The organism is Amycolatopsis albidoflavus (assembly GCF_039525725.1).
GTDB lineage: Bacteria > Actinomycetota > Actinomycetes > Mycobacteriales > Pseudonocardiaceae > Amycolatopsis > Amycolatopsis albidoflava.
The window spans coordinates 1-12,633 of sequence record NZ_BAAAHV010000027.1 but is presented as its reverse complement, the minus strand read 5'-3'; the positions used below and the strand labels follow the sequence as shown (position 1 = coordinate 12,633).

Genomic DNA, 12,633 nt, shown 5'->3' with positions numbered 1-12,633 from the left:
CCCGAGCTCAGGCCGGGTCGACCGGGGTCAGGCTGCCGACGCGTGCCTCGATCGCTTCTGCGGCCCTCAAACACACGTCTTCGCGGAATCGGCGGCTGAGCACCTGAACGCCGACTGGGCCGTGCGGGGTCAGCCCAGTCGGCAGCTCGACCGAAGGGAACCCGAGCGCGGCGGTCGCGACGAGGCTGCGCTGAGAGTCGATCATGCGGTGTTGCATGACCGTGTCGGTCGTCTGGTTCACAGCGATGGGGAACGGAGGCGCGTGGGAGACCGGCAAGATGACAATCGGATACACGTCGAGGAACAGTTGCCAAGCCCGGATGAGCGAGATCCGATACTGGAGCGCCCGCAGTACGCCCTCGGCGTCCAGTTGCGGGGCGTAGCTGAAATGCGCGTCGTAGTTGCGCCGTGCCCGTTCGTCGCCGAAGCGTCGCAACTGCTCCTCCAGGCCGAACCGGTCGACGTTGGGCACCAGCCGGTGCCAGAGGTCGGCCGCCTCGCGGATCCTGGGCAGGTTCTCTTCATCGACCTGGTATCCAGCGTCGGCCAGGCATGTGCCTGCGGCAGTCACCGCATCTTTGATCTCGGGTTTGGCATCGCCGAACGGGTCGGGACACACTGCCGCTCGGACTGGAGTGGGGAGCGGTGGCGCTTCCAACGGCGCGGGCACCCACAGCGCGTCGCGGCTGTCGTCGGCGGCCATCGCCTCCAACCCGGCGCGCACGTCGGCGACGGTCCGGGCCAACGGTCCTTGCACTGCCATCAACTGAGAGGTGATCGGGGGAGCGGTTCTGGCTTCGACAGGTGCGACGGAATTCGTCCGACGGTCGGGCGGAGGCCGACGATCCCGCAGGCAAAGGCCGGGAATCGCACGGAACCGCCCAAGTCGTTTCCTTGCGCCAGCGCACACATGCCGGTAGCGATCGCTGCTGCGGCTCCACCGCTCGACCCGCCAGGTGTCAGCTGCCGGTTCCAAGGGTTCATGGTCGCCCCGTACAGGTCGTTGTCCGTGAACCAGTTGTGAGAGAAGGCAGGAGTGTTGGTGCGTCCGACGATGACCGCGCCCGCCTTGCGCAGGTTGGCGACGACCGGACTGTCCTCCGCGGCGACGCGGTCGCGGAACTCGACCACGCCGTCGGTGGTCGCATGTCCTGCTTGGTCCGAGTTCACCTTGGTGGCGACTGGGAGGCCGTGCAGCGCTCCCAGCGCCTGGCCGCGGCGGAGCGCGCCGTCTGCTCGGTCCGCCGCGGCCAGTGCATGTTCCCCGTCGACTTCGACAAGTGCGTTCACGGCTGGGTTCACTTCGGCGATGCGGTCGAGGGCAGCCTGAACGACCTCCTTGCTCGACAGCGACCCGTTGAGGATCGCTGTCCTTGCCTCTAGCGCGGTCAGCCGCCACAGCTGTTGAGTCATGCCGGATCCTTTCTTGGTGCATGCTGCGGCAATGTTGCGCAGGATGAAGTTGCAGTCTTCGATCGTGCGGGTTGCCGCGGCAGACCGGCCGAGGTTGATGGCGGGCCCAAAAAGAACGCACCCCGGGATCTACGTGATAAGCGGAGCGGATAATCTCCTCCAGGGTTTCCCCCGCGAAACGCTCCCGCAGCTGTGAGGATTCAGCAGGATCGGAAAACAGGACGCTGATGTCTTGTTCGGGGTAGCTCGCCGGGATCGTCTCGCCGCACAGCGCCGAGCGACGGTGCAGTGCGTGCGGGTGCTATGTACGTCGGCGATGGCGGGGCATTGGGAGAAATCGGGGGAGAAGGAGGACTGCCGCATTCGGAGACCAGCAGGAGCTGTGTCGTAGTGAAATACAAGTCGGCCTACCCGCTGACCGCCGCAAGCCCCAGCGGCCGTTGGCGGCACCTGGACGGCGACCGCGACGCATCGTTGCCGCGACCAGGTGCACCCCACGGCTCCCGGCGTCAGGGATGTAATCGGCAGCTTGCGCTGAAACGGATCAATCAGGATCGGCAGTACGCCGGTAGCGATTCGCGAAATAACGTTCGACCACGAGACGCGCCCGGTGCAGGAAAACCTCTCCAGTGTCCATGAACTGGGTGTCGTCAACAGGCCGCAGGAAGTAGTTGAGGGCCGGTCCCCGCTCGAGATACCACCAGAACCTGGCATCGTTGGCCAGGGGCGGCGGCAGATACCACCAAGTCTGGTCTGCCCGGTCGTGGAGCCAGCGATGCCTGCGGTCGTGGAGCTGGCAAAGCGCGTTCCACCGTCGTTTCCTCAGCTTGCTGGTGTGCGAAGTGGGCAGCATGGCGAAAGCGGGTTCATCGCAGTGCGAGCAGACCCGCTCGTATCCGCGACTGTTCAGGCCGAACATCCTGCGGTCGTATGGTCTCGGCGCGATGAACGACCGGATCGCCGCCGCTGTCGGCTTGGCCGCATGCCCGCCTATCTCTCGAAGCACCCTCATTTCTGTCCGCCTTTCCGGATCCGCAGCGACGCTCCCCGCCAGGACGAGGTCGGGTGTTCAGGTCCAACGCCGAGCCAGGGGAACATGAGCCGCCAGTAATCAAGGCGGCATTGCCTTGCAGGTCCGGCAGCACTCGATGCGGAAGACGGATGGGCCGACGACAGTCGGAACGAGGAGTCTGGCTGCCGAACGGATGCGGCACCAAGTGGAACCGGTGCGGAATCCTGCCGCCCTTGCCTTCGGTCAGCGGTGCTGATGCCCGCACCGGGGCAGCGGGCAGGCTCAGCGAGACGACAGCTCCGGTGATCAGCGTCCGGAGACTGCAGTAAACCAGCTGCACTTCGAGCAGCCCGCAGTGCGGGGCGTGAGTCCAAAATGAATCCAGTCCGTTAAGTGCGCCGACAACAAAATCACATCTCAGAATCTGGCTGACTCAGTATACGCACACGAGTCGCTGTCTTTGGATTGTTAATCAATCAGCCGTCCAAACTCGTTTCGATCGAATAATCCGCCGATTCTGGGTGAGATGGATCATCGGGGTGGCGGGAGCCGCGCTCCGGGTGCTTAGCTTGTGCCCGAGGCGGTACATGTGGCGACAGTTCGGCGGGCATCGTGGCCGGTCAGGAAATGGGAGCTCATGCCAGGAGGGAAGAACCGGTTAGCGACCCCTTCGGCGCTGGTCGGCTTCCACCTCTCGGTTTCCAGCACGTTCGCGGCGGTCCCGGGTGCCGCGTGGGTCGTCCCGAAGACGAATTTGCGCGAGTTCGATGTAGGCCGGGATGTGGGTTCTACCCGTGCGCAAAAAGGGTTTGCGGGAGGGGCCGAAGGCCGAACACCGCCGGGGTCCCGCGACGGCCCGACGTGCGCCTTCCTGTGCTGCGAGGGAAGGGGGGCAGTCGATGCGGGCTCTCGCTTCAGTCATCTGTTGTGAGGCCGGTATCAATCACCGACGCGTGCGGTTCGCGCTGTTCATCGTCGGGCCGGTCTCCCGTGAGGCGATGTGTGTCGATCAGAGGTGGCAGCAGCGATGTCTTTCGGGCAGCCCGTTCGATCCGTCTGCTCGAGTTCATCATCGCGGACGCCGCGGTGCGAACGCCTGTTCCGTCGCGGGGGCGTGCGTCCACCCGCGTCGATTTCGCCGAGGCTGTCGTCGTCGGTCGTCGGGGCCACGAGAGCGCCTGCGAAGGGATGGTCCGCAGTGCCTAAGTTCCGCTCCGATGCGCGACCAGTTCTCGGCTACCTGGAGAATCCTGCGCTCGCCCGCGTCAGCGCCTGACTCGCCGGTCGGCACATAGCCGTTGTCAGGCACCGGCCGGACTCCGCAGGGCTGAGAGTGCCTGCGCGCAACCGCTTCTACCTCATCGACCGGCGGCCGCAGATTGTCCGCACCGCGGCAGCTTTGCCGTCGTCGCGAAGCGAGTTCCGGCGGTTGACAGTGACCGCCGAATGGTGGATCCATGATCCGTACCTGCTCCTGGCGACGGCGCCCAGCGACGCGCCACTTCATGTGCGACACGACGTCGGACGAACAGTCAACGTTCTCGCTCGAGCCAGCCACAATCAGGAGCTGCTCGCGGTCCGACGCTTTGTCGAGGAGCACCTTCACGACATGGCCGTCAGCACCACGTCGGGATTCGCCTGGCGCCTGACCACGGTTCGCGCCGATGCGTTGCCGGTTGAGAGGCATTGGAGAGGCGAGGTGGATGCCTGGTTGCATCACCAGCTGGCCGATCCGGATTTCGACGGTCAGTGCGCTGCTTCGGCATGATGCGCCGGGTATCTGATCGCCGGCCGGACGCAGCCTGCCCGGCAACGCTGAACGAGGATGCGCGCCGTAAGAGGCAGCACGAATGCCGTCGGTGTTCAACACCATGCTGGAGCCGTACGACCGAGTCGGACGCGCGTGCTCGGCAAGCCCCCGACAGGGTTTCGCTGCCGTCATCGGGTTCGTCGACAATGCTCGTCACCGGTCGTAGGTGATGGCCGAACGCCGGACTTCGGTGCCTGGCTGAACTCTGGCCAGTCTGATACGGCGACGGCTGCAGCTGCGGCCGTTCCAGCGTCACGGCACTATGTTGACCGGCCGACTGCCATGCTGGTGGCGTGGCAGGTGCCTCGGACTGCGACCTCTGGCCGGTAGCGTCTCGGGCGTCCAGAGCGGCCGTGCCGCGCAAGTCGGCCTTCGACCGTTCTCGTTGTCGCCTAAAGCTCCTGGAGCATTCTGGCAACTCAGTTCTTCCCGGGTGCGAGAACTCGGCCGACAAGTAAGCACTCGTCGGCAAGGCGGACCGGGGCGGCACGTCCCGAGGCACCCGCCCCCGCTGCGCCGCTGCATCCCGCTCGTCCAGGCGGTGCCGCTGCCGAGCGAATATCGGAGCGGAAGTCCCGCGCCGGATACGTGACACGACGGTCTTCCTCGTGTTTCTACGTCGCGCCAGCGCATTGAGCGTAACAGCAGGTGTCGGAGCCGAGAGGATTCGACCGTGCCGCTCGTTCCTCGGCCCCTATCGAACAGATTTCGGAGCGGGCAGCCGCTCGTGGCGACTCCCAGGAACACGTTGGGCGGATTCTTCCACTCGATGCCCTTAGAACGGCTGATTCCATGATTTCCCTGGCCGCTGGCGTGGAGTTTCGGAATGATCGCCCTGCCGAGGCTAGTGCGCCGACTAGCCACAAGGTGCCTGGCGACTGCGGTGCCGTCGGGCAGCTCGTTTGTTTCGCGCGACCTGTTCTGGAGCCTGCGAATGTCGACACCTCATCTCGTGCCACAGCTGCGGAGAAGGCGGCTGGGGGTGATTCATCTGGTGTTCTTTACTGTTGCGGCGTCGGCGCCGCTGACCGTGCTCGGCGGCGGCGTCACGACGACATTCGCGGTGAGCGGTGTCATGGGCGTCCCGTTGTCATTTCTCCTGATGGCCGCCGCGCTCGCGTTGTTCGCGGTCGGCTACGCGGCGATGAGCCGCCACGTTGGAAATGCCGGCGCCTTCTACTCGTATCTCGCCCAGGGGCTGGGGCCGCGCTGGGCGGTAGCCGGATCGTTCGTGGCGCTAGTGGCGTACATCGCCATCGGAGTCGGTCTCTACGGGCTGTTCGGGGAGTCGTTGGCCGACTTGGCCATGCGAGTCGGCCTCGACCTGCCGTGGTGGTCGTTTGCGCTGCTAGCGCTGCTGGCCTCCGGCACGCTCGGTGTGCTGCGCGTCGATCTCAACGCTGGCGTGCTCGCAGTTCTCTTGGTCGCCGAATGCGCGGTGGTTGCCATCTACGACCTTGGTGCCATCGCCCACCCCGTCGGCGGGGAGATCTCCTTCACGGGGTTGGATCCTGCTGCGTTGTTCGTTCCCGGTGTCGGCGCGGTGCTCGCGTTCACGGTCGCCGGCTTCATCGGCTTCGAGTCCAGTGCGATCTACAGCGAAGAGTGCCGCAATCCACGCGTCACCGTAGGCCGGGCCACGTTCGCCGCACTCGCGTTCACCGGCCTGTTCTACGGTCTGTCCGCATGGGCGATGACCGTTTCGGTCGGCACCGCAGGACTTCAACAGGCCGCCGCGAAGAACGGACCCGGTCTGGTATTCAGCGGCCTGGCCCAGCACTGGGGGGCTGCCGTCGCCGACATCGCCAGCGTGTTGTTCCTGACCAGCGTGTTCGCTGCGATCGTGAGTTTTCACAACGGGGTGGCCCGCTACCTTTTCGCGTTGGGGCGCGAGCGGGTGCTGTTTTCGGCGTTCGCGCGGGTCGGTGCCGGTTCAGGCGGGCCGGTGGTCGGTTCGGCGGCCCAGAGCGTGCTTGTTCTGGTTGCGGTGCTGTTGTGCGCGCTCTTCCAGGTCGAACCAGTGCTGGAGCTGTTCACCTGGGGCAGCGGGCTTTCCGCAGTCGGAATCGTGGTGCTGATGGCTGGCACCTCGGCGGCGGTGATCGGTTTCTTCCGGAGCCGACGAGACTCGGCCAATTCATGGCAACGGCTCGTCGCACCGGCAGTCGCTACAGTATTGCTCGTCGCGATCGTGATCCTGCTGATCGCGAACTTCGACCTGATGCTGGCTGTCTCGCCTAGCGATCCGCTCCGCTGGATCGTGCCAGGGGTAGTGCTGGCGGCCGCGCTCGCGGGGCTGGCGCGGGCCGAGCGCTTGCGCGGCCGCCACCCTCGTGCCTATCGGATGATAGGCCAGATCGCGCTTGAACCGGATCCGGAGGAGTCGGCAATCGAGTACGGTCCCAAACTGCGACGGCACAGGCATTCGCGCTGAGCGGGAGCTTTCCGTGGAAGGAATCTGCGCGTCGATGCCCCATCGGATGCTGGCCAAACAGATGTTCCTGCTCCTGCACGATTCGTTCACCGGTCGGCCAGCGGCAGGTCCGGAGCTGCTGCGATGCGGGGTAGCGGCTGCTGCACTTGCCGATCTGATCCTTGCTCGCTGCCTTGCCCTCGAAGGCGACCGTATAGTCGTCGCCGGATCTCGCCTCGACTCGGCTGCCGACGAGATCGGCGCGTTCGTTGTCGAGATGGTCCGGCGTCAGAAGAAAGCGTATGCGGTCCGCAGCTGGGTTGAAACGCTCGGCGAAACCCTTTTCGATCTGGTCGCCCGCAGCTTGGTCACCGAAGCGGTCGTGCGGCGTGAGTCCGGCAAGCGCCGCGTCTTGCACCGGATGCCCGACCGGTTTCCCGGGGTTGATCTCAGGCGGGCCGTCGGTCCCCGGCTGCAGTTCGAGCGCATGCTGCGAAGTTCCGTCGAACCCGAGATCGGAACTGTTGCGCTCGCGGCGATTCTCTGCGCGCTGGGCATCGAACAGGTCTTGAATGACGAGGCGGAAAGCAAAGCGAAGTGGCGCAATTCTATCGAATCTGCTGCGCAATCGCTTCCGGATGAGATGCCTGGGTTCGTGACCGGAATCGAAGCCGTTGGTGCGGCCCTTTTGCTCAAAGTCCGTCGCTGACAGAAATCTGCAGAGTACGGGAAGTCGCACTGTGCAGACATGATGGTTTCGTCGGTGTAGTGAAAAACTCTGTCGGAATGATGGGAAGGCGGGAACGATCGGCAAGCAAGAGGACGGCGACGGTGCTTCCTGAGGCTACTGGAAATTCGGCTTCCCGCCTCGAGTAATCTCTTCCGGACTTCGTGAGCGTCTTTTGTTGAATACGTTTTCTTGGGTTCGGAAACTGGGCGATTCCGCCTGTGCGAGCGCGACACCCTGGTGCCCGGGCATCGTCGCGTGCAACTGTTCTCGGTTCAGCCGCACGCCACGGCTAAGATGCACCGCTTCGAGCGGTCCCGAAGACCTGCTCGTGTGAAGCACAAAAACGCCAGCTGCGGCTTGCCGTGTGGCTCCGGCGATTACCGAGACCAGGAGGTAACAGGGCACGGCGTTCAATGGCTTGTCCCTTCACCGGCGTGGAGTCGGCTGCCACTCGTCATTCCGCACGGTGTTGCCGCTCACTGTAACAGCCGGATTACTCTGGGCCACGTCCCAGTGTTCGGCGATCCTGTTGTCCTGGCCGAAACGAAAGATGTCGATGGACGCCGCTTCCGGTGTTGTCTGAGCCCGAATCCACCGGCTGGATTGGTTTGATCATTTATCGGGGGCAGCTTTGCGGTTCTGCTCCCGTGGTTCCCGGGCGAGATCGGGACCGAAGCGGTAACAGTTGGTCGGCGCTTGCGGGCAGGAACGGGATGTGCGCGGAGTAGTCGGTCACAGCATGGTGTTCCGGAGGACGAATGCGACCTGCTATGCGCTTGGTCGACAGCCTCTGCCCTGTCATAAAAGTGTTTCCGGAGCATGCCGCCATTTGAGGCGCGTGGGCCGGTGAGTGCTTGGTGGCGGTTCAGCGGATCTTTCGGATCGGCAGTGCGAGTAGTGCGCCGGCTACGGCGAGAAGGCCGGCAGTGCAGAACAGCGCGGCGAAGTTCGCGCCCGAACCACCGATAGCCAGGAGCACCGGGCCCATGGCTGGTACCACCGAGTTCGCCAGCGCGATCGCGACCTGGAACAACCCCAGATCCTTGGCGTCCTCACTGCCGCGGTGCGGGAGCACCCTCGTGATCAGCGCGAGGTCGACCGAAGCGTAGGTGCCCATGCCTATTCCGGCGATGAGTGAGCCGACTAGCAGGAACGTTGACGTCGTGGTGAATGCCATTCCCAGCATGCCGATCCCGTACACGACCGCAGCGAATACCACGAAGGGCTTGTAACGGCCCGACCGGTCGGAGAGCAGACCGGAGACCAGGGACCCCCCTGCGACTCCTCCGGTGTATATCAGTGCGGAAAGGAATACGAAGCGCGCCGCACCGGCCGCGTCGATGTGCAGCCGGTCGATCGCCAGCAGTGCTTGGAACGTCGTGGGAACGTACGCTGCCATGTAGACGAAGAATCGCGAGAGCCAGGCCCATCCGAAGTCCGGGTGTCGCCGGGGCGAGACCCAGAGACCCTTCAGTAGCGAGCGCAACGGAACGCGCGGCACGTCGGCGCGGTCGAGTACGGGTTCCCGGAGCACCGCTATCAGCGGAGCGGCCAGCGCCACCGCGAGCAGCGCGGGGATCAGGAACATCGGCACCGGTGCTGAGGGCACGAGCTGAACCACGAACGTGCCCAACAAGATCGCGATGTAGATCCCGATTTGGACCAGGCCGGACATGCGGCCGCGCTGCCGCACCGGGACCCGGTCAGCCAGCACCGCAGTGGTCGCTGCGAGTGCTGCGGAGATCGCGAGCTGCGCGCCGCACCACGCGATGGTCACTCCGGTCAGGTTCGGGGCAAGACCCATTATCGTCACTGCGGGAACTGCGGCGACAAGTCCGCCGAGAATGAACGGGCGCCGCCTTCCGAGCCGGGATGTGCACCTGTCGCTCATGAGTCCGAACAGCGGATTGCCGATCAGCGCGAACACTCCGCCGATCGAAGCGATCGTCGCGAGCGACCCTGCGGCGTCCTGGGGGGCAAGCTGGGCAACCCGCAGCGACAGGCTGATCGACGCCGGCGTCAGCATCGTGATGTAGACACCCAATGTCGCGAGCGCATAAGCCGCCACGAACCCTGTGCCGACCGGCCGCTCTAAGTCTATTATGGACAGTTCTTCGGCCCGTGTGGGCATATGTTCCTTGCGCACTGCTACTCCGCCCTTGCTGTACGCCGTTCGGCACCAGTGCCGGACACACCTGTTAATTGCTAGCAAAGTAGGCAGTCATGAGTTCAAAGCTCTTGTCCTTCCCGGCAAGGCGTTTGTGTTTCCCCGCAATACCGCTCCGGCGGCGGTGACGATGACTGATCCGCGTGGTGATCTTGAGTCGGCACTGCGGAAGCGCGGTTGCTGAAGGCTGAGCGTTGCAAATGCTGTCCGTGATTGCCAGCTTGGCGGAACGCCGGGAGTGCAATTGCGTCGTTGTCATCCAGTCGAGTCGCACCCCCTGGCTGCAAAGAATTAGGCGGATCCGGCCGAGGCGCTCGGCGAGGCTTTGTTGCTCTTCGCCGTATTGACGGTCCGAATCTGGTTTCCTCTTTCGATCGGGAAGGGCAGGGATCGGACGCGGTCGGCGCTGCAAGGCCAGAGGTCGGCCGATATCCGTGAGCAGCCGGCGGATTGAGAAACGCTGGCCAAGACAAAAACCATGAAAATCGCCATTGTAGACACCGGAGGTGCGTGGTGAGCGCGGATTTGATCTTGACCAATGCGACGGTTTACACCGTCTCAGCCGAAAAGCTGTGGGCTGCTGAGGTCGCCGTCGCCGACGGCCTGGTGCTGGCTGTGGGCGACGACGTCGCAGAACATCGAGGCAAGGACACCGAAGTGCGCGACCTGGGCGGGGCGTTCGTGATGCCCGGATTGGTCGACGTGCACAACCACCACTCCCGGGCCGGCCAGACCGAGTTGTTCGAACTGTCGCTGTCCGCCGATCTCGGTTTCGGCGAGGTGCTCACCGCCGTGCGGGAGCGGGCGGCGACGCTCGCACCCGACGAATGGGTTATCGGGCACGGATGGGGTTCCACGCTGGTTGAAGCCGTGTCCCGCGAGTCGGCTCGCCACGCCCTGGACGCGGTGGCTGCAGATCGGCCGGTGCTGCTCGCCGACGACAGCGGGCACAACCGGTGGGCGAACACCGCGGCACTGCGTTTCGCAGGCATCGACCGGGACACTCCCGACCCGGACGGTGGGATCATCGTGCGCGATCGCACAAGTGGCGAACCGTCCGGTCTGCTGCTGGAGGCTGCGGGCCGGACTGCGGAACGTATCGCGCGAGCGGCGCAATGCCTCACCGAAGGTCAGCACGTCTCCGCGTCCCGGCGGGCAATCGAGATCTTGCACACCCATGGAATCACAGCCTTTCAAGATGCAGCGGTATCGACGGATATCCTGTCCTCGCTGCACGCGCTCGACACCGCCGGAGAACTGTCCGCATGGGTGGTCACGTCCATGCTGATCAACGACCAGATCTTCGGATTCGACCTTGCCGGGGAGGCTCTGATCGCAGTCGGCGAGCAGTACCGAAGTCAGCATCATTGCCCCGACTTCGTCAAGATCTTCCTCGACGGAGTGCCGCCCACGCGCACGGCGGCGTTCCTCGAGCCTTATCTTCCTGATGAGACACAAGGAGCATGCCACCGCGGCGGCACCACCATGTCGCCCGGTGAGTTAGTGCGCTGGCTGCGCCTGGCCGCCGCCGCCGGGCTGGGCGCGAAGATCCACTGCACCGGGGACGCCTCTGTACGTGTCGCGCTCGACGCCATCGAGGTCGTACGGCAGGATGGGAACTGGGACTCGAAGTTTCAGATCGCGCATGGCCAGTTCGTGCATCCCGACGACGTCCCGCGGTTCGCCGCTCTCGCTGTCGCGGCGGACATCTCGCCGTTCCTCTGGATGCCCGGCGTCATCCCGGCCGCTATCGCCACCGTGCTGCCCTCCGCATTGTCCAGTCGCCTGCACCCGAACCGTTCGTTGCTCGATGCCGGAGCGCTGGTCGCCGGCGGGTCGGACTGGCCGGTCAGTCCATCGCCGCACGCCTGGGAAGGTATCCAAGGCCTGGTCACTCGGCGGGATCCGAACCGGCAGCGCGCGGGTGCGTTGTGGGAGGAACAGGCGATCACGCTTGAGGAAGCGATCGCGGTGTTCACGCTGAACGGGGCGAAGGCGATGGGCGTCGACGACGTGACCGGATCGCTGACAGCCGGCAAATCGGCGGACTTCGTAGTACTCAACCAGAATCCGTTTGATGTTCCCCCCGCCAGCCTCGTCGAAACCCGGGCTATGGAGACTTGGTTCGCTGGCCAACCGGTTTTCACTGCGGGTTGACACGCCGCAGCGTGCAATCAACCTCGTCGCGGGCGGGGAAACATTGCCGGGCATGTAAGCGATCCCACGCCTGCGCCGTAAATGCCAACCGCGGTCATTCAGCTGCCACAGCATCGCTCCTATTTGATGCGTAGCTCAAGTGTGGTCGTTGGTTGTGGCGTGAAGGTGGCTGCAGTCGGTGCACGGCGAGTTTTCGCGGCGTCGCGGAAGGATTTGCGGCGGCGGGAGGTGGAGTCCGGACGTGCTCAGGCCCAGGTGGCAGAGGCGTTCAGGGTAGGGCAGCGTTCGGCGTCGCGGTGGGCGAACGCATTTCAGGTCAGAGGGAACTAGAGGTCTGTCGGCGGGGGAGACGCGTTCGTCGCCCAGGTGAGCAGAAGGTTCTGAGCGGGCGGCAACTGGTGGGGCTTTGTGCGGACGCAGGGTCTGGTCACCGGGCTGGTGAAACGATGGTTCGCGTTGTCACGGGCGACAGTCGGGGAGTACATGGGTTCGTCGGGCTGTAGGCGAACGACCAGTTCGTCAGCGACGGATCGGTGATCCCGGACGACGTGACCTTCTTCAGCAGTTCCAGCGCCTGCACCGCGCCCTCGTCCATCACGACGGATTTCCCGTCGTCGGACAGGATGTGCCCGCCGAGCGATTCGACCAGCGTGTTGTAGATGACCACCAGGCCCTCGTACTGTGCGCCGGTGAACACGACGGAATACGGTTTGTGCTGGCTCTTGAGCTGCTGCGACATCTGCATCATCTCGTCCCACGTCTTCGGCGGGGTCGGGGTGAGGCGGTCGTCGTACCAGAGCAATTGCACGTTGGTGTTCTTCGGCGCGGCGTAGAGTTTTCCTTGGTACGTCGCGGTTTCCAGCGGGCCCTGCAGCACGCCCTCGGACGCGGCCGTCTTGTTCTGCCCGGTCCACTCGTCGACCCAGCCCGC

At 64.6% G+C, this 12,633-nt stretch carries 8 protein-coding genes and 1 pseudogene; 4 read left to right on the top strand and 5 right to left on the bottom strand.

The genetic code is table 11. The features are described 5' to 3' along the window. Positions 1 to 7 precede the first annotated feature (7 nt). From ABD156_RS41655 to ABD156_RS41645, 3 genes are all read right to left on the bottom strand, one after another. Positions 8 to 763 (bottom strand): amidase family protein, encoded by a 756-nt coding sequence (locus ABD156_RS41655; protein WP_344286614.1) that lies wholly within the window; start codon positions 761 to 763, stop codon positions 8 to 10. Continuing rightward, positions 763 to 1,413 carry an amidase family protein gene (locus tag ABD156_RS41650; protein ID WP_344286612.1) on the bottom strand — a complete coding sequence of 217 codons (651 nt, stop codon included), beginning with the start codon at positions 1,411 to 1,413 and terminating at the stop codon, positions 763 to 765. Before ABD156_RS41650 ends, ABD156_RS41655 begins: the two co-directional genes overlap by 1 nt. Positions 1,414 to 1,957: 544 nt before the next feature. After that, positions 1,958 to 2,425, bottom strand: a complete 468-nt coding sequence (locus ABD156_RS41645; RefSeq protein ID WP_344286610.1) for a hypothetical protein — start codon at positions 2,423 to 2,425, stop codon at positions 1,958 to 1,960. Positions 2,426 to 3,758: 1,333 nt separating this feature from the next. Here ABD156_RS41645 and ABD156_RS41640 point away from each other — a divergent pair. The 3 genes from ABD156_RS41640 (at position 3,759) to ABD156_RS41630 (ending at position 7,357) form a co-directional block, all read left to right on the top strand. After that, on the top strand, positions 3,759 to 4,193 hold the full coding sequence (locus tag ABD156_RS41640) for a hypothetical protein (RefSeq protein WP_344286609.1): 435 nt from the start codon (positions 3,759 to 3,761) through the stop codon (positions 4,191 to 4,193). 1,024 nt (positions 4,194 to 5,217) lie between these two features. Beyond that, positions 5,218 to 6,669: an APC family permease gene (locus tag ABD156_RS41635; protein WP_344286607.1), complete on the top strand. Its 1,452-nt coding sequence runs from the start codon at positions 5,218 to 5,220 to the stop codon at positions 6,667 to 6,669. 13 nt (positions 6,670 to 6,682) lie between these two features. Continuing rightward, positions 6,683 to 7,357: a GOLPH3/VPS74 family protein gene (locus tag ABD156_RS41630; protein WP_344286605.1), complete on the top strand. Its 675-nt coding sequence runs from the start codon at positions 6,683 to 6,685 to the stop codon at positions 7,355 to 7,357. Between the two features lie 886 nt (positions 7,358 to 8,243). Here the strand turns inward: ABD156_RS41630 and ABD156_RS41625 are convergent. Next, the gene (locus ABD156_RS41625; RefSeq protein ID WP_344286604.1) at positions 8,244 to 9,524 is read right to left on the bottom strand and encodes an MFS transporter; all 1,281 of its coding nucleotides are present in this window, start codon (positions 9,522 to 9,524) and stop codon (positions 8,244 to 8,246) included. 534 nt (positions 9,525 to 10,058) lie between these two features. On the opposite strand from ABD156_RS41625, the gene ABD156_RS41620 reads away from it, so the two are divergent. Beyond that, positions 10,059 to 11,702 (top strand): amidohydrolase, encoded by a 1,644-nt coding sequence (locus tag ABD156_RS41620; protein ID WP_344287015.1) that lies wholly within the window; start codon positions 10,059 to 10,061, stop codon positions 11,700 to 11,702. A gap of 514 nt (positions 11,703 to 12,216) precedes the next feature. Here the strand turns inward: ABD156_RS41620 and ABD156_RS41615 are convergent. Beyond that, positions 12,217 to 12,633 (bottom strand): annotated as a pseudogene (locus ABD156_RS41615) (extracellular solute-binding protein); the annotation flags it as partial.

What these genes read in the sequence shown, in the direction of transcription:
- ABD156_RS41655 (WP_344286614.1), bottom strand. Translation starts at nt 763, where the DNA reads ATGGCAGTGCAAGGACCGTTGGCCCGGACCGTCGCCGACGTGCGCGCC.
- ABD156_RS41650 (WP_344286612.1), bottom strand. Translation starts at nt 1,413, where the DNA reads ATGACTCAACAGCTGTGGCGGCTGACCGCGCTAGAGGCAAGGACAGCG.
- ABD156_RS41645 (WP_344286610.1), bottom strand. Translation starts at nt 2,425, where the DNA reads ATGAGGGTGCTTCGAGAGATAGGCGGGCATGCGGCCAAGCCGACAGCG.